The organism is Kitasatospora sp. NPDC030952 (genome assembly GCF_055571335.1).
This window is the reverse complement of sequence record NZ_JBVIFM010000013.1, coordinates 87,350-102,908: the sequence shown is the minus strand read 5'-3', so window position 1 is coordinate 102,908 and position 15,559 is coordinate 87,350. Positions and strand designations below refer to the sequence as shown.

The 15,559-nt window shown below is 74.3% G+C and carries 18 protein-coding genes; 11 read left to right on the top strand and 7 right to left on the bottom strand.

What is annotated here, in order from left to right:
- The first annotated feature begins 54 nt into the window (after nucleotides 1-54).
- The 5 genes from ACZ47G_RS22790 to ACZ47G_RS22770 are packed head-to-tail and all read left to right on the top strand — an operon-like array spanning nucleotide 55 to nucleotide 4,301.
- Complete coding sequence (locus ACZ47G_RS22790; protein WP_465745359.1) at nucleotides 55-423, top strand: hypothetical protein; 369 nt, start codon at nucleotides 55-57, stop codon at nucleotides 421-423.
- Nucleotides 420-2,279 carry a GMC family oxidoreductase gene (locus ACZ47G_RS22785; protein ID WP_465745357.1) on the top strand — a complete coding sequence of 620 codons (1,860 nt, stop codon included), beginning with the start codon at nucleotides 420-422 and terminating at the stop codon, nucleotides 2,277-2,279. The genes ACZ47G_RS22790 and ACZ47G_RS22785 overlap by 4 nt, the downstream gene beginning before the upstream one ends.
- Nucleotides 2,276-3,148, top strand: coding sequence for a hypothetical protein (locus ACZ47G_RS22780; RefSeq protein WP_465745355.1), 873 nt, complete (start codon nucleotides 2,276-2,278; stop codon nucleotides 3,146-3,148). The genes ACZ47G_RS22785 and ACZ47G_RS22780 overlap by 4 nt, the downstream gene beginning before the upstream one ends.
- On the top strand, nucleotides 3,145-3,813 hold the full coding sequence (locus ACZ47G_RS22775) for a ribonuclease FAU-1 family protein (protein ID WP_465745353.1): 669 nt from the start codon (nucleotides 3,145-3,147) through the stop codon (nucleotides 3,811-3,813). The genes ACZ47G_RS22780 and ACZ47G_RS22775 overlap by 4 nt, the downstream gene beginning before the upstream one ends.
- A gap of 14 nt (nucleotides 3,814-3,827) precedes the next feature.
- Nucleotides 3,828-4,301: a hypothetical protein gene (locus ACZ47G_RS22770; RefSeq protein WP_465745351.1), complete on the top strand. Its 474-nt coding sequence runs from the start codon at nucleotides 3,828-3,830 to the stop codon at nucleotides 4,299-4,301.
- On the opposite strand, the gene ACZ47G_RS22765 is transcribed toward ACZ47G_RS22770, so the two are convergent.
- The 5 genes from ACZ47G_RS22765 to ACZ47G_RS22745 form a co-directional block, all read right to left on the bottom strand.
- The gene (locus ACZ47G_RS22765; protein ID WP_465745349.1) at nucleotides 4,267-5,316 is read right to left on the bottom strand and encodes a bile acid:sodium symporter family protein; all 1,050 of its coding nucleotides are present in this window, start codon (nucleotides 5,314-5,316) and stop codon (nucleotides 4,267-4,269) included. The genes ACZ47G_RS22770 and ACZ47G_RS22765 overlap by 35 nt on opposite strands.
- Nucleotides 5,313-5,630 carry a hypothetical protein gene (locus ACZ47G_RS22760; protein WP_465745347.1) on the bottom strand — a complete coding sequence of 106 codons (318 nt, stop codon included), beginning with the start codon at nucleotides 5,628-5,630 and terminating at the stop codon, nucleotides 5,313-5,315. The genes ACZ47G_RS22765 and ACZ47G_RS22760 overlap by 4 nt, the downstream gene beginning before the upstream one ends.
- Nucleotides 5,627-6,514 (bottom strand): isocitrate lyase/PEP mutase family protein, encoded by an 888-nt coding sequence (locus tag ACZ47G_RS22755; protein ID WP_465745345.1) that lies wholly within the window; start codon nucleotides 6,512-6,514, stop codon nucleotides 5,627-5,629. Before ACZ47G_RS22755 ends, ACZ47G_RS22760 begins: the two co-directional genes overlap by 4 nt.
- A 276-nt stretch (nucleotides 6,515-6,790) precedes the next feature.
- Entirely contained in the window at nucleotides 6,791-7,666 is an 876-nt protein-coding gene (locus ACZ47G_RS22750; protein WP_465745343.1) for a class I SAM-dependent methyltransferase, read from the bottom strand.
- Nucleotides 7,667-7,888: 222 nt separating this feature from the next.
- Entirely contained in the window at nucleotides 7,889-8,437 is a 549-nt protein-coding gene (locus tag ACZ47G_RS22745) for a PadR family transcriptional regulator (protein WP_465745341.1), read from the bottom strand.
- A gap of 149 nt (nucleotides 8,438-8,586) precedes the next feature.
- On the opposite strand from ACZ47G_RS22745, the gene ACZ47G_RS22740 reads away from it, so the two are divergent.
- Complete coding sequence (locus ACZ47G_RS22740; protein WP_465745339.1) at nucleotides 8,587-9,888, top strand: MATE family efflux transporter; 1,302 nt, start codon at nucleotides 8,587-8,589, stop codon at nucleotides 9,886-9,888.
- Between the two features lie 121 nt (nucleotides 9,889-10,009).
- Here the strand turns inward: ACZ47G_RS22740 and ACZ47G_RS22735 are convergent, their stop codons facing one another.
- Nucleotides 10,010-10,468 carry a flavodoxin family protein gene (locus tag ACZ47G_RS22735; RefSeq protein ID WP_465745338.1) on the bottom strand — a complete coding sequence of 153 codons (459 nt, stop codon included), beginning with the start codon at nucleotides 10,466-10,468 and terminating at the stop codon, nucleotides 10,010-10,012.
- Nucleotides 10,469-10,579: 111 nt separating this feature from the next.
- The gene (locus tag ACZ47G_RS22730; protein ID WP_465745336.1) at nucleotides 10,580-11,509 is read right to left on the bottom strand and encodes an alpha/beta hydrolase family protein; all 930 of its coding nucleotides are present in this window, start codon (nucleotides 11,507-11,509) and stop codon (nucleotides 10,580-10,582) included.
- Between the two features lie 102 nt (nucleotides 11,510-11,611).
- On the opposite strand from ACZ47G_RS22730, the gene ACZ47G_RS22725 reads away from it, so the two are divergent.
- The 5 genes from ACZ47G_RS22725 (at nucleotide 11,612) to ACZ47G_RS22705 (ending at nucleotide 15,547) form a co-directional block, all read left to right on the top strand.
- Nucleotides 11,612-12,181, top strand: coding sequence for a TetR/AcrR family transcriptional regulator (locus tag ACZ47G_RS22725; RefSeq protein WP_465745334.1), 570 nt, complete (start codon nucleotides 11,612-11,614; stop codon nucleotides 12,179-12,181).
- Nucleotides 12,182-12,416: 235 nt separating this feature from the next.
- Nucleotides 12,417-13,250 (top strand): helix-turn-helix domain-containing protein, encoded by an 834-nt coding sequence (locus ACZ47G_RS22720; RefSeq protein WP_465745332.1) that lies wholly within the window; start codon nucleotides 12,417-12,419, stop codon nucleotides 13,248-13,250.
- 101 nt (nucleotides 13,251-13,351) lie between these two features.
- Nucleotides 13,352-14,254 carry a hypothetical protein gene (locus tag ACZ47G_RS22715; protein WP_465745330.1) on the top strand — a complete coding sequence of 301 codons (903 nt, stop codon included), beginning with the start codon at nucleotides 13,352-13,354 and terminating at the stop codon, nucleotides 14,252-14,254.
- Nucleotides 14,255-14,306: 52 nt separating this feature from the next.
- Nucleotides 14,307-15,047: a hypothetical protein gene (locus ACZ47G_RS22710; protein ID WP_465745328.1), complete on the top strand. Its 741-nt coding sequence runs from the start codon at nucleotides 14,307-14,309 to the stop codon at nucleotides 15,045-15,047.
- Nucleotides 15,044-15,547 (top strand): Rv0361 family membrane protein, encoded by a 504-nt coding sequence (locus ACZ47G_RS22705; protein ID WP_465745326.1) that lies wholly within the window; start codon nucleotides 15,044-15,046, stop codon nucleotides 15,545-15,547. The genes ACZ47G_RS22710 and ACZ47G_RS22705 overlap by 4 nt, the downstream gene beginning before the upstream one ends.
- Nucleotides 15,548-15,559 lie beyond the last annotated feature (12 nt).

Here is a 15,559-nt window from a genome sequence, read left to right as displayed (position 1 = left end):
GCATCTGTCATGCCTTGGCCATCCGCCGACGATCGTGGGGGTGCCCGCGTGTCCGTGTCCGACGATCGCCCGGTCGATGACGACCCGTACGGGGAGTGGGGGCCCGTCGAGGACGACGAACTGGCCGACCTCGACGAGTTCCTGCGCGTCTGCGCCGACCTGACCGGCTTCGACGTCCCCGACCTGCGCGCCACCGGGATGGCGCACGAACACCACCGGACCACCCTGGCCCACCGGGTCCGGGACGAGCACGCCCTGGTCCACCTCTGGTACGTCGGCGCCTGGCCCGGCGAGGCCCCCAGCTCCGCCCGCGCCCACGACCAGGGACTGGTCTGGCGGACCTTCCGGGCCAGGCCGCCGGGTGCCGCCGCCCCCGGCCACGGCAGCTGGGCCGAGGCACCGCTCGGGGGTGAGCAGCGGTGAGCGCGCGGCGGGTCGGCACCGGGAGCGAGGACGCGCGCTGGGACGCGGTGGTCGTCGGCGCGGGCTTCGCAGGGAGCCTGGTCGCCCAGCGCCTCGGCGCCCGAGGCTGGCGGGTCCTCGTCCTGGAGGCCGGACGCACCGCGCCCACCGCAGCCGAGACCGCCACCGCCCACCGCGCGGCCGGCGGCGGCCCGCCCACCGCCCCGTACCCGCACAACCCCGACGCGCCGTCACCCGACGTCACCGACCTCACCGGCCTCCCCGACGGCGGCTTCACCGCCACCGGGTACCTCCGGCAGTACGGCCCGCTGCCCTACGCCAGCGGCTACCTGCGCGCCAACGGCGGCACCGGACTGCTCTGGACCGGCCTCGCCCCGCGCATGCACCCCGAGGACTTCCGCACCGGCGAGCTCGGCCACGGCCGCGACTGGCCGATCGGCTACCACGACCTGGAACCGCACTACCGCGACGCCGAACGGGAACTCGGCGTCGCCGCCGACGCCGAGGAGCAGCGCCGGGCCGTCGGCCTGCCCATCCCGGACGACTACGCCTTCCCGATGCGGGCCATCCCGGCCAGCTACCTCGACCGGCGACTCGCCGACGCCCTCGACGGCCGGACGGTGCACGACCCCGCCGCGCCCGACCCGGCCCGGCTCGCCGTGACCGCCACCCCGCACGCCCGCAACGGCCGGCCCACCCGCCCCGGCACCGGCCACGGCCCGCTCTGCGCCGGCAGTGCCAGCTGCGTCCCGGTCTGCCCGAGCGGCGCCAAGTACACCCCGCTGCGCACCCAGGCCCGCTGGGCGCCCGCCGTCGAACTGCGCACCGAGGCCGTGGTCGGCCGGGTGCTCGCCGACCCGGCGACCGGACGGGCCACCGGAGTCGAGTACCTGGCCGACGGGGCCACCCACCGGGTGACCGCCGACCTGGTGGTGCTCGCCGCGCACGCGATCGAGAACGCCCGACTGCTGCTGCTGTCCGGCCTGGCCAACCGCAGCGACCAGGTCGGCCGCAACCTGATGGACCACCCCGCGCTGCTCACCTGGGGGCTGATGCCCGGCCAGGTCGGCCCGTACCGGGGGCCCGGTTCCACCAGCGGGCTGGAGGCCTTCCGCTTCGGCGGGGCCCGCCGCCACCGGGCGCCGTTCCGGATCGAGATCGGCAACTGGGGCTGGTCCTGGGCCGGCGGCAGCCCCGAGGCCGAGGCCGCCGCGCTGCTCGCCGCCGGACTGCGCGGCAAGGAACTGCGCGAACGCCTCGGCGACCGGCTGGGGCGGCAGTTCTCGCTCCAGTTCGAGCTGGAGCAGCCCGCCGACCCGGCCAACCGGGTCACCCTCGACCCGCACCGGCGCGACCCGCTCGGCCTGCCCGCCCCCGCCATCCACTACGACCTGGACGGCTACGTGCGGGAGGGCATGGTCTCCGCCCGCGCCGTCTCCGGCCAGCTCTTCGCCCTGCTCGGCGCCGAGGACCACACCGCCTACCCCGGCGCCGGCTGGCCCGGCCGACTGGAGCACCGGGGCGAGGTGTACGGCTACCGGGGCGCGGGCCACGCCGGCGGTACCCACCTGATGGGCGACGCGCCCGGCACCTCGGTGGTCGACCAGTGGCAGCGCTGCTGGGACCACCCCAACCTGTACGCCGTCGGCTGCGGCTCGATGCCCTCGCTCGGCACCTCCAACCCCTCGCTCACCATGGCCGCCCTCGCGCTGCGCAGCGCCGGACGGATGCACCAGGACCTGCTGGCGCTGCGTCGGCCGGCGACCCTCACCGTCCAGCCCTCGCGTTCCGCCTCCTCCGCACCTTCCGTACCTTCCGCGCCTTCCGCGCCTTCCTCGCTTTCGGAGCCCTCATGACCGGCCTGCCGCTGCCGCCCGTCCCGGAGCCCTACTACCTGCCCTTCCACTACGGCGCGCTGCACAACATCGGCGTCGACTACCTGGTGGAGCCCGAGCAGGCCCGCCGACTGCTCGACAAGCGCCACCCCGGCCTGGCCGTCGCCGCCTTCGACGGCGGGGCCTGCGTCTCGCTCAACTACCAGCTGTACTTCGCCCAGTACCCCAACGGCGGCGGCATCACCGAGGAGCTGGAGATCAACCTGATCGCCCACCCGGTGTTCGCGGAGGACCGCGTCCCGGAGGTCAACTACGGGCAGTACGCCCGGGGTTACGACCAGACCAAGCTGCTCGGCATCGCCCGGCTGCACGTGCTGTGCGACAACCCGCTGGCCATCGACGCCGGCCGTCGGCTGTACGCCGAACCCAAGCACCCCGGCTGGTTCGAGACCACCCTGCCCTCGCTCAACGCGCCCGCCGTGCGCGAGCGGTGGAGCGTCTCCTGCCGCCGGGCCGAACTGGGCGCGGACGGGCCGGGTGAGGGCGGGCCTGGCGAGGGCGGGCTGCGTCGGCACCAGGAGGAGATCCTCGCCCTGGACGTCGACCTGACCGGCCTCACCCCCGAGTCCGTCAACAACACCCCGATCACCGGCTACGGCACCGACGACGAGGGCAAGCTGCTGGCCGGCCCGCTCAACGTCCACCAGCCGTACCGCTACTACGCGTTGGACGACCGCACCGCCGACCGGGTCCGGCTCGACCTCGGCAATCCCGCCGAGGAGGCAGCCCGCGACCTCGCCCTGCTGATCGGCGACGCCCCGGCCGCCGGGGTCTGGACCTACCAGTCCGCGCCGGTGGCCGCCCACCAGCGCCCGTACTACGTCCGGTGACGGGCGCCCCCTTCCCGGCCGGCAGCACCGCCGTACGCCGGGACGTCGTGGGCGGCCGGATCTGGACGGCCATGCCGTACACCGTGCTCGCGGACGACGGCACCACCCTGACCCTGACCGCCCGCCCCGGCACCGAGAGCCTCGCCCCCGCCAGCTGGACCACCTCCCGGCGACACGGCGACGTCGCCGCCCGCAAACGCGGCATCGACGACCTCGCCGCCGGCAGCTGGGAGCTCGACCACTGGGTCTGGCGCGACACCGTGGTGATCAGCCGCTTCACCGCCGGGGAGCCGTACAGCGTGCACCGGTTCCTCAGCCCCGAGGGCCGCCCGCTGCGCTGGTACGTCAACTTCGAGCTGCCGTACCGGCGGACGGCCATCGGCATCGACACCTTCGACCTCTACCTGGACCTGGTCGTCACCCCCGACCTCGCCTCCCACACCTGGAAGGACGAGGACGAGTACGCCGAGGCCCGGCGGCTCGGCGTGATCGACGAGGCCACCCACCGCGAGGTGGACCGGGCCCGCGACCGCGCCCTCGCCCAACTCCGCGACCGCACCGGCCCGTTCGCACCCGACCCGGCGGCCTGGACGCTCCCCGCACCGGGCCCGCTGCCCGTCCTGCCGGACGCCGCCCTCAGCACCCCGACGGCCCGCTGGGGCTAGGCTCACGTCCCGACATGGGCGATACCCACGAGACAGACGGACTGGGCGACGTCGAGGCGCTCGACCACCTGCACGAACCAGGGGCCTACCGGCGGCTGGCCGAACGGACCGCGGACCCCGGGGTGCTGCGTGTGCTGGGCCGGTGCGAGTACCCGTTCGTCTGGCACGCGATCGCCCGGAACGCCGCCGCGCCCGTCGACGTGCTGATCGCCCTGGCGCCCCGGCGGCACGACACCTGGAACGACAACTGCCTGCTGAAGCTGCTCGCTGCCCACCCCGAGCTCACCGGCGCGGCCCTGGACGGGCTGGTCGAGCTGGTGGGCGCTCGACTGGAGGAGGGCGACCGCCCGTACGCGGCGGTGCTGGAGCTGGCCCGGCGGCCGGAGCTGCCGGACGAACGGCTGAGCCGACTGGGGCACCTGCCGGGTGCCTCCAGCCGGCTCCGCCGGGGGATCAGCCGGGTGCTGGCGGCCCGCCCGCCCGGCTGAGCTCGGCCGTCGGCTGCCCGCCGGCCGGGACCGGCGCGGGTGCTTGGGCCCAGCGCCCGGCGAGGACGGTGCCGACGACCAGTTGGAGCTGGTGGTAGGCCATCAGTGGCAGCACCATCACCCCCGCCTCCGGCCCGAACAGCACGGTGGCCATCGGCAGCCCGTTGGCCAGGCTCTTCTGCGAGCCGCACAGCATCGCCGCGATCGCCGCCGGGCGGTCCAGCCCCAGCCCGCGCGCGCCGAGCCCGGTGACCGCCAGGGCCGCGGCGAGCAGGGCCAACAGCACCACGAGCATCCCGAGCAGGGCGACGGGCGTCGCCTGGTGCCAGATGCCCTGGGCCACCGCCGCGCTGAACGCCGTGTAGACGACCAGCAGGATCGAACCGCGGTCCACCGGGGTCAGCACCCGTTTGTGACGGGCCACCAGGCCGCCGATCCACGGCCGCAGCACCTGCCCGAGCAGGAACGGCGCCAGCAACTGGGCCCCGATCCGCAGCAGCCCGTCCGCCGACAGCCCGGCGTGCGAGCCCAGCAGCCCGGCGACCAGCAGCGGGGTGAGCAGCAGCCCGGCGAGGCTGGAGTACGTCCCGGCGCAGATCGCCGCCGGGACGTCACCCCGGGCGGCCCCGGTGAGCGCCACCGAGGACTGCACCGTGGACGGCACCAGGCAGAGGAACAGCACCCCCGCCTGCAGCTGTTCGGTCAGCGGAACCGGCGTCAGCAGCGCCGTGGCCAGCCCGAGCAGCGGGAAGAGACCGAAGGTGGCGGCGAGCACCAGTCCGTGCAGTCTCAGGTGGCGCAGCCCGGCCAGCGTCTCGCGGGTGGACAGCCGGGCGCCGTAGAGGAAGAACAGCAGCGCCACCGCGATGTCGCAGGCCGTCGCGGCGACCCGGGCCGAGGCGCCGGAGGCCGGGAACAGCGCGGCCAGCGCGACCGCCCCGGCCAGTGCGAGCAGGTACGGATCGAACCTGCGCCACCATCGTGCGCGGGCCGGTCCTTCGGCGCGGACCGTCATGGCGGACCCCCGCCGCCGGCCAGACCGCCGGCCAGACCGTTGGCCAGACCGCCGCCCAGACCTCCGACCAGTGATCCGGAGCCGTCGTGGTCGCTCCCGGCCGAGCCGCCGCCCTGCTGGACGTTGGCCGTACGGTCGATCTCCAGCCAGGAGTCGGCGTTCGAGTTGTCGATGACCGTGACCAGGCTGCCACCGGCGGCGGCCGGGGCCGCGCCGACCGCGAGCAGGGCGCACGCCCCGGTCAGCCCCAGGACGGTGGCCCGCAGCGCGGCGGCCGCCGAGGGCGGGGCGGGGCGGCGCGGCCCGGGGCTCAAGCCGTCACGTCCGCGAGGCGGCGTGAGCGCGTGATGTTCCGCTCCAGCAGCTCGGTGGACTCCCGCACCCCGACCGGCCTGCTCTCCCCGGCCGGGGCGGGCAGCCGCCCGTCGGCGGTCTTCAGTCCGGTGAGCGCCTCGTCGATCGCCCGGTGGGCCGCGAACAGGCACGGGGTGCTGTAGATCGCCACGTCGACGCCGAGCTCGGTCAGCTCGGAGAGCGACAGCCGGGGGGACTTGCCGCCCGCGATCTGGTTGAAGAGCAGCGGCTTGTCGCCGACTTCCTTGCGGATCCGGCGGATCCACTCCTCGCTGCGCACGCCGTCGACGAGCACCACGTCGGCATCCGTCTCGGCGAGCGCGCGGGCGCGGCGCAGGATGTCCTGCTCGTCCGTGGCGTCGGTACGGGCGACCACCAGCAGGTCGGTGCGGTCGGCGAGGACGAGTTCGAGCTTCGTCAGGTACTCCTCCAGCGGGAGGACCTGTTTGCCGTCGGCGTGCCCGCAGCGGCGCGGGCGCTTCTGGTCCTCCAGGATCACGCCGGAGGCGCCGATGGCCTCCAGCCGGCGCACGACGTGGCAGGCGACCTCGGGATCGACGTAGCCGTCGTCGATGTCGACCAGCAGGTGGTGCTGCGGGAACGCGCCGCGCAGCCGTTCGACGAACGCGACCATGTCGGGCCAGGCGATGAACCCGATGTCCGGCAGGCCGTAGTAGGAGGCGGCGAAGCCGAAGCCGGAGACGAACATGCCGTCGTAGTGCTCGGCCGCGATCGAGGCCGAGTACATGTCGTGGACGCCGATCAGGGGCGTGGTCCCCTGGTCCGCGATCGCCGCGCGGAGCCGCTGCCCGGGGCCCGCAGGGGTGGAGGAAGCATGGAACACAGGTCTCTCCTCACTCGCAAGGACTTTGCCTGAACTTGGGTTTCTCAAGACCAAGTCGAGGTGTCCTCACTATGAGGTCTTTAATGTTCCTTGAGCAAACCTTTAAAAGAGATTCGCCCATGTGGGTGAGCGAATTTTCGACAATCAATTAGTCGTACGAATAAAACGCCCAGATGGCGTCAGGCCGGTGCGCCCGGGGCATGCCAGTGGACCCGACGGCTGTGCCGTCGGGTCCAGAACTGGCCGGGGTCTGCGGGCCGAGCGGGGAGTCCGGGGTCAGGTGCTCGGGGTGGGGCGGACGGCGCGGCGTTCGCGGAGGGTGCGCAGGACCCGGCGGGTGGCCCGGGTGGCGACCGGGGGCAGCAGGTCCAGGGCGAGCCGGCGCGGGGTGGAGCGCTGGAGCTGGGCGGGCGTCTTGACCTGGTAGTTCAGCCGCAGCACCCGGTGGCCGGCGATGACGTCCTCGTCGACGGCGTAGTCCTCGGCCCGCCAGTCGCGCTCCAGCAGTACCTGCCGGGCGGCGTCGGCGTCGCCCCAGGTGCCGTAGAACTTCATCGGGGTGAGCAGCACCGGGCGCAGCCCGCCGGTGAACACCGCCTCCCAGACGGCGGCCGAGACGCCCGGGGTGTGTTCGGAGCGGTAGTCGTCCAGCGAGACCAGGCCGTTCTCGGTCAGCGCCGACCTGGCCACCCGGATGTCCCCGCTGACGTGCTCGTACAGGTGCGAGGCGTCGACGTGGACGAAGCGGCAGCTGCCCGCCGGGATCCGGCCGTCGGCCAGGACGGAGGTCGGCGCCTGGACGATCTCCGGCAACTCGCTGTGGAAGGCCAGGTAGTTGGACTCGAAGGCGCTGCGGGTGAGCGTCTTGCGGTAGGACATCGCCATCTCGGCGGCGTTGTCGGCGTCCCCCGCCTCGGAGTCGAAGAGGTCGCAGACGGTCAGTCGCTCGCCCGGCCGGAGGTGGTCCCCGAGCAGCACGGCGCTGCGGCCGAGGTAGCTGCCGAGCTCCAGGATGTCCCCGGTGACCCCGGCTGCCGTCTGGGCGGACAGCAGATGGGAGAAGGCGGCCCGGTCCAGCCCGAAGAACCAGCCCGGGATGTCGTCCCGCTTGATCGGGGCGGCGCTCGCGGCGGCGGTCACTTCACTGGGCACGGCTGCCTCCAAGGCGGGCGGGGCGCGGTGGTGGGTCACGCCGCGGAAGGCGCCGAGGTCGTGAGACGGATCATCATAGCGAGGCCCGGGCGCCCCGGGGCCGGGTGCCGAAAGGTGCAAGTCCGGTCCACCGCCCCGGCGTTCGACGGGGGAGCGCGGACGGGCGGCCGGTCCCGGCCGATCCCGGCCGGTGGACCGCCCGCGGTCCGGGTCGTTCGGGTCCTACCGGTCGCGCGCGGCCTCCGCGCCCTCCAACTCGGCGATGGTCTCGGCCAGCCAGGCCCGCTCGGCGGCGCCGGAGGCCCGGGCGACCAGCAGCATGCCGCGCCGGAACGGGTTCGGCTCGCGCTCGGCGGTGACCGGCCGGCCGGCCCCGTCGTAGAAGAAGCTGCTCGGGGCCTCCAGGAAGGCCAGTCGGCGGCGGAGGACGGCGGCCTGCGGGGTCGGGTCGGCGAGCTGGTGGAGGAAGGCGGCGAGGGTGAAGAAGCGGATCTGGTCGGTGATTTCGGCCTGTTCCGGGTCGGCCAGCCGCCGCAGCAGGTCCGCCCGGCCCTCCCGGGTGAGTTCCAGGGTCTGGCGCGGGGCGGCCCCGGTGCCGGGCTCGGTGCGGCGGTGCAGCAGTCCGGCCTTCTCCAGCCGGGTGATCGCCGGGTAGAGCGCGCCGTCGCTGACCGGGCGGACGTGGCCGGTCAACCCGGTGATCCGGGACTTGAGTTCGTAGCCGTGCAGGGGCTGGTCGTACAGGAAGCCGAGGATCGCGAGGGTCAGCACGGTCGGAGCCCTTTCGTCGGAGTGCGCCCCATGATGCGCCCCATCCCGCGGGTGGTGCTACCTCTTGTCGTAGTACATCGAATCGATGTATATCCGTTCGAGGTAGCCGCTGCGGTGGAGCGGGCGGCGCGAGAAAGAGGGGGGTGGCCATGCGCGAACAGTCGTTCCGGCTGGCCGTACTGGCCGGACCGGTCTACGCCGAACTGCTGTCCGGGGTGATCGCGACGGTGATCGGCACACTCTGGGTGGCCGGCCTCGGCGGAGCCGCCGTCGCCGCCGTCACCCTGGCCGGAACCCTGGAGAACCTGCTGCTCGGACTCGTCCTGGTGGTGTCCTCCGGCGTCAGCGTCCGGCTCGCCCGCGCCCACGGCGCCGGCGACCGCGACGAGGCCGCCCGCACCACCCGCGCCGCCTGGCGGCTCTGCGCCCTCGGCAGCCTCGCCCTCGCCACCCCCGGCTACCTGCTGCGGGACCGGATCGCCGCCGCCTTCCTCGGCGGTGAGGCCGCCGCCCGGGCGGCCGACTACCTCACCGTCGTCTTCCCGGCCTTCGCGCTGTTCTTCGCCCAGCGCGTCGCCGACGAACTCTTCAAGGGCGCCGGGGACACCCGCACCCCGATGCGGATCGCCCTGCTCTCCAACACTCTGCTGCTCGTCCTCGACCCGCTGCTGATCCTCGGCCCCGGCCCGCTGCCCGCCCTCGGCGTCCGAGGCGCCGCCCTCGCCCTGGCCGGCTCCCGGGCGGTCGCCCTCGCCGTCACCCTGCGGCTACGGCCCCGCACCGGCGGGCCGGTCACGGGCGTCGGCGCGGCCGCCGCCCGGATCCTGCGGGCCGGCGCGCCCTTCGGCCTGGACTTCACCGCCCGGATGGCCGTCGGGACCGCCCAACTCGGCCTGGTCGCCGGGTTCGGCGTCGCGGCGGTCGCCGGGTACGGCATCGGCTACCGGCTCCTGCTCGTCCTCACCATGGCCTTCTACGCGCTGCGCCAGGCCACCGCCATCCAGGCCGCCCGGCTCACCGGCGCCGGCGCGGCCGCCCCGCTGGACTCCCTCCACCGCGCCACCGCCCGTTCCGCCGTCCTCCTGGGCGCCGTGGCCGCCCTGCTCGCGGCCTGCGCGGCCGGCCCGTTGACCGCCCTGTTCACCGACGACCCGGCGGTGACCGCCCGGTCCACCGGCTTCCTCCACCTGGCCTCCCTCTACCTGCTCCCGTACGCCCCGGCCGTCGCCCTCGGCGGCTACCACCAGGCCACCGGCGCCGGCCGGCCGCTGGTGCTGTCGGCGGTCGCCGGCCTCGGCACCCAACTCGCCACCGCGGTGGCCCTGTCGGGACCGCTCGGGGTGAACGGGGTGTGGCTCGGCCAGGCCGTCGGGGCGGTGGTGCAGCTGGGGCTGCTGGTGGCGCTGACCCGGGGTGGGGGCGCCCGGGTGCCGGGCCCTGTCCGGACCTAGTGGCGGTCGAGTGAGCCGGGTGGGGCCCCGGGGGTGCGGGAGGTGGGGCGGGTCGGGCTTCCCGGGACGCGGTGGTGGGTCCGGGGCGGGCCCGACCCCCGTGCGGGTCCGCCCCGGACGGTCAGGAGTGGAGGGACTCGGCGAAGGTGCGGGCGGCGGCGAGGTCGTGGGGGTTGGGGCGGTGCTTGCTGATGCCGCCGACCAGGCGGAAGGGGAGCCAGGTGTCGTGGCCGCGGGCGGTGAAGGTGTCGACGACCTGGAAGCCCTTGGGTGTCAGGAGGCGGGCCAGCGGGCGGGTGAAGGGGCGGAAGCCGGGCTCGGGGAGGCCGCTGGTGGCGAACACGAAGGCCCGGGTGGGGTGTTCGGCTGGCGGGAGGGTGCGGACGAAGTGGCGCAGGCGCGGGTGGAGCCGGCCGGTGAAGACGCCCGAGCCGAAGCCGACCAGGTCGTGGTCGGCGAGGTCGGCCGGGTCGAGTTCCTCCGGTTCGACCACCTGGGCGGCCAGTGGGCGGGCCATGGCCTCGGCGATCCGGCGGGTGTTGCCGTGGGACACCGAGACGCACACGATGACGGCCTTCATGATGATGACGCTCCCTTCGTTCTGCACGTACCCGGATGGACCGGGTGGGGCGGCGGAACGTGACATCGGGAGCGGGGCGTCCGGTGGAAGTGCCGGTCGGCGGGGCCGGGTTCACTTGCCGGCGATGCTCCAGGTGCCGTCGCCGGTCGCGGCGGCGGCGCCCAGGGCGGTCCAGGCGGTGTCGTCCAGCCGGAAGGCGTGGCGGAGGTAGGCGGAGATCGCGTCGGCGACGAGGGTGACGCGGGCCGGGTCCTCGTCGGTGGTCTCGGCGACCTTCTCGCCGGCGATGCCGCCGAGGGTGTGTTCGCCCTCGGCGATGGTGAGCAGGCTCTTCGGGGACGGGCTGAGGTGGTAGGCGTCGGTGAACCACTCCGGTCCGCGGGTGGAGAGCTGGGACCGGTCCCTGCCGCCCGCGACGATCAGGGCCGGGGTGGCCATGGTGGAGTAGTCCGGCCGCATGAACGGAAGGTGCTCGGCGGCGAAGGGGGTGAGGGTGTCGCCGGTGCCGGTCGCGGTGATGAGCGCACCGGCGGTGACGGCCGGGTGGGAGAAGTCCGCTCCGGGCACGCCGTCGGCGTCGAACACCCGCGCCCCGAGGAGCGCACCGGCGGTCTGGGCACCCCAGGAGTGGCCGACGACGGCGATGCGCCCCCGGTCGATCCGGGCGTCCAGGCCGCCCGCCTGGGCGAGGACGTCGTCGAGGCCGTCCAGGATCGCGTGGAGGTCGGCGATCCGGACGCGCCAGATGGCGGCGAAGCGCGGGTCGTCGAAGCCGATGCCGTTGCGGCGGGAGTCCAGGTGGGTGGGCTGCACCACGACGAATCCGGCGGCGGCCCAGCGGTCGACCAGGGGCTCGTACGCGTCCAGGGACCAGGCGTTGCCGTGGGAGAACACGATGACGGGCAGCTGCCGTCCCGACAGCGGGGCGGTGACCTTCACCCGCAGTTCGATGCCGCGGTCGGGCGCGGGGACACTGATCGGCTTGACCGCGAGGATCCGCTGGTCGGAGTGGTCGGAGTGGTCGGAGTGGTCGGAAGACATGGGGGACCTGCACCTTCTCCAGGAGACCGCTCTGCCATACTTTGGCGGAGCGCCGTTCCGCCAAGTTAGCGGAACATTGTTCCGCGAGTAAAGGGAGGACCCGTGCCGGAGGCGGTCGGAGTACGGCAGGCACAAGCGCAGCGCACCCGCAGCGGCGTACTGGCGGCAGCGGCGGCGGTCTTCGTGGACCAGGGCGTCCAGGCCCCGATCCGCGACATCGCCGAACGCGCCGGCGTCGGCGTCGGGACGATCTACCGGAACTTCTCGACCCGGGCGGACCTCGTCACCGCCGTCTACCGGCACCAGATCGACACCTGCGCCGCACTCGCGCCCCGGCTCCTGGCGGAATCGGCCACCCCGTTCACCGCCCTGAGCCGCTGGGCGGACGCGTTCGTGGAGTTCCTGGTGACCAAGCACGGCCTCGGCGCCGCGCTGGGGTCCGGCGATCCAGGGCTGGAGAACCTCCACGCCCTCATGCTCGACACCCTCGTCCCGGCCTGCGCGACGGTGCTCGACGCCTGCGCCGCCGCCGACGAGATCAGCCCCGACATCACCGCCTACCGGCTCATGCGCGCCATCGGCAACCTCTGCATCACCGGCCCCGACTACGACCGGGCCGACGCCAGGCACATGGTTGCCACCCTCCTCGCCGGCTGCCGCCGCACGGCATAGGCGGAGGCGGAGGCGCCGGGTGCGGCGCTGGGCGGCACCGGACGGGCGGCACTGGGTAGGCGGCACTGGGTAGGCTGGCGCCCGCTGGTGGCGGCGACGTCAGGGAGGGCCCGTGCGATCCGAAGGCAGCGGATTCTGTGACCGGAACGGCCCTCGGCCGCCCGAGAGTTGGGCCCGGGCCCTGCAGGAAGGGCGGGCCGGGCGGGGTGTGCAGGCCGGGCGGGGTGTGGCGGGTGTGCGGGTCACCCGGATCGGCAGCCGGTGGCGGGCCGACCGCCCCCGGCATCCCGGGCTGCGTCCGTTCGTCCACAGCTACGCGGGCTACTGGGAGACGGAGGCCGTGCCGTACCGGGTGCGGCTGGTTCCGACCGGCCGGGCCGTCCTGGTGATCAACATCGCGGAGCCGTTCAGCGAGGTCCGCCGACTGGGCGAGCGGCCCGGGGGGAGCACCGTGGTCGGCTCGCTGGTCGCGGGTCTGGAGGACGGCCCGCGGGTGTGCGCGCACCCCGGCGGCCAGGAGGCGATCCGCCTGGAGCTGACGCCCCTGGGGGCGTACCGGCTGTTCTCGCTGCCGATGCGCGAGTTGACCAACACGGTGGTCGAACTCGCTGACGTCCTGGGACCGGTGGCCGGGGAGCTGGTGGAACGGCTGGCCGGCACCGGGGACTGGGGGGCCCGGTTCGACCTGGTGGACGCCGCGCTGCTGGACCGCCTCGGGCGGGGCCTGCGCCCCGCGCCGGAGGTCGCCCAGGCCTGCCGGCTGCTGTCCGAGACGGCGGGCGGGATCCGGGTCGCCCGGCTCGCCGCCGAAGTGGGCTGGAGCCAGGGCTACTTGGTCCGCCGGTTCGCCGAACAGGTCGGCCTGACGCCCAAGGCCTTCGCCCGGGTGCTGCGCTTCCACCGCGCCGCGGGGATGCTGTCGGGCGGCGGTGTCGACCTGAACGAAACCGCGGTGGCCTGCGGCTTCTACGACCAGGCCCACCTCACCCGGGACGTCCGCGCCCTGGCGGGCCTCACGCCCGGCCGGCTGGCCGCCGCTCACTGGGCGGACGGTGCCGTGGCCCTCTGATCCCGCTGAGGGCAGGTCAGATTTTTCCAATCCAGGCCCGCCGGACCACCGCTAGGCTCCCGGCTCGGCGCGGTTCCACCCCCGCGGCCGGGGAGGGGTCGATGGTCGCGTCACGACGCGGGTCCGGTTCGAGTGCGGTGGCCGCCCTCGCGGCCGCCCTCGTCCTGTGCGGCGCGGTGCTGGTTCCCGCGCCCTCGGCCGAGGCCGCCACGCCCACGGACCTGTGCGCCCCGCAGTACGCGGCCGCCCAGGCCGTCCAGGCCAAGATCAAGAGCCACAACGCCCAGCCGCACGAGTTCCCGCCCGAGCAGAGCGGCGCCCTCGCGGCGTACAACGCCGAGGCGGCGGCGCTCAACGCGGAGAGCGCCAAGGCCGTCGCCGCGTACACCGCCTGCTTCCAGGCGATGATGGCGATGGTCGACGCCACCGGCGCGGGCAGCATGGACCTCAAGGACCTCACCCCGACCAAGCGCACCCAGATCGACGACGCCAAGCGACGCCTGGGCACCGGGTGGACGGCACCGCCCCCGCCCGCCCCCGGGAAGAACTGGCGGGTGCCGAAGACCTCGCCGGCCCGACCGCTGTACGACGCCCTCCGGGCCGGGAACCCCGGCAACCTCCCCTACAGCTATCTGAAGGGCGGCACCAAGCTGACGGTCGGTCGGCCGGATCCGGCCTATCCGGCGTCCTCCCGTCGGGTCATCATGCCCAATGCGAGGGGCAATCCGAAGATCAGCGCGGACCACATAGTCCCGCTGGCGGAGCTCATGCAGATGCGCGGCTTCACCAAGCTCAGCACCGAGAACATGTTCATCATCAGCCGCGCGCCGGCCAACTTCCAGTGGCTGTCGTCCGCGGCGAACCTGTCGAAGCAGTCGCGCAGCGCGGCCGCCATGACGGGCGTGGACCCCAAGTGGCAGGCGAGTCAGGTCACGTTGGAGAACGAGACGCGCAAGAAGCTCCAGGACATCATCGACCAGCTGCTGAAGAGCCAGGGAAGCTGACGTGCCAGGGAGGCTGACGTGCCAGGGAGGCTGACGTGCCAGGGAGGCTGACGTGACAGGAGTCGACGCCGCCGGGATCGCCCGAACGCTCCCCGCATGGTCGCTGGCCTTCGTCGAGCCCGGGTCGGAGCGGATCGCCTCGCTCCCCGAACGCTGGCGGCCGATCGCGCTGGCCGACCGGCCCGAGGCCCGGTACCGGCTGGCGCGGTCCCTGTGGAACCAGGACTTCCTCGCGCTCCTCCCGAGGTTCGGGGCGGCGATGGACGCCCGCTGCGTCGACGTCCGGGCCTGCCTCACGGACGGCTGCGCCGCCCTGGTGTACGTGATGGCCGACGAAGGCGGCGGACTGGTCTCCTGGATCGGCTACGACCCCCGCGGCTTCGGCCCCGAACCGGAGTTCTGGCCGTCCTTCCCCGAGCCGCTGCGGGACTTCCTGCGCGGGGTGCACGCCGGATTCGTCTCGGGGGGCGACGGGACGTCGTTCGGTCTCGCCCGGCCCGTCCACATGACGACCCTGGCGGAGTTCGCGGACTTCCCGGAGGGCATCCCGGGCTGGGACGAGGACCAGATCGATTCGACCAGGCTGCTGCGGGTCACCTCGGACGGCGGGAACCTGCACTACTGCCTGTCGCCGGAACTCGCACCGGGGGAGATCGCCCTCGTCGACGCGGGCGAGGTCGACCCGGGGGACTGCGGCGCCGAACTGGACGAACTGATGGTGTCGCACTTCGCGCCGTCGACCGCGCCGTCGACCCGAGGGCCCGGAACCGACGGACAGGAGCACCCACGATGACCCAGGACCCGTTCTGGCCGCCCGCACCGGCCGGTCCGCCCGAGATCCCGCGAAGCGCGCCCCGGAAGCGCTGGCCGTACCTGCTCGGCGCGGCCGTGCTGCTGCTGGCGGCGGCGGGCGTCGTCGGGTACGTCACGACCGACCGGGCGCCCAGCGAACCGGACCGGGTCCGGCAGTTGGTCGGCCGGTTCGCGACCGCGGTGGACCAGGGCGACGTGGCCGGAACCGTCGGGATGCTCTGCCCGGAGGAGGCCGGGGACATGGCCGACGGCGACCTCCCGTCCGACGGCGTGAGCCCGTCGGCGGACGAGCGGCAGCCCGCGGCCTCCGGACCGCCGGTCGAGGTCTCCGACGTCAGGATCGAGGGCGACGTCGCGAGCGCCCATGTGACCAGGCCCGGCGTGGACACCACGATCTACCTGCGGAAGGAGGCCGGCGCCTGGTCGGTCTGCGCGCCGGCCGCGGCACGGCTGCCCGGGGCGGCCTCGCCCCGGCCATGAACCGATCCGACC

What these genes read in the sequence shown, in the direction of transcription:
- ACZ47G_RS22780 (WP_465745355.1), top strand. Translation starts at nt 2,276, where the DNA reads ATGACCGGCCTGCCGCTGCCGCCCGTCCCGGAGCCCTACTACCTGCCC.
- ACZ47G_RS22770 (WP_465745351.1), top strand. Translation starts at nt 3,828, where the DNA reads ATGGGCGATACCCACGAGACAGACGGACTGGGCGACGTCGAGGCGCTC.
- ACZ47G_RS22765 (WP_465745349.1), bottom strand. Translation starts at nt 5,316, where the DNA reads ATGACGGTCCGCGCCGAAGGACCGGCCCGCGCACGATGGTGGCGCAGG.
- ACZ47G_RS22740 (WP_465745339.1), top strand. Translation starts at nt 8,587, where the DNA reads ATGCGCGAACAGTCGTTCCGGCTGGCCGTACTGGCCGGACCGGTCTAC.
- ACZ47G_RS22735 (WP_465745338.1), bottom strand. Translation starts at nt 10,468, where the DNA reads ATGAAGGCCGTCATCGTGTGCGTCTCGGTGTCCCACGGCAACACCCGC.
- ACZ47G_RS22730 (WP_465745336.1), bottom strand. Translation starts at nt 11,509, where the DNA reads ATGTCTTCCGACCACTCCGACCACTCCGACCACTCCGACCAGCGGATC.
- ACZ47G_RS22715 (WP_465745330.1), top strand. Translation starts at nt 13,352, where the DNA reads ATGGTCGCGTCACGACGCGGGTCCGGTTCGAGTGCGGTGGCCGCCCTC.
- ACZ47G_RS22705 (WP_465745326.1), top strand. Translation starts at nt 15,044, where the DNA reads ATGACCCAGGACCCGTTCTGGCCGCCCGCACCGGCCGGTCCGCCCGAG.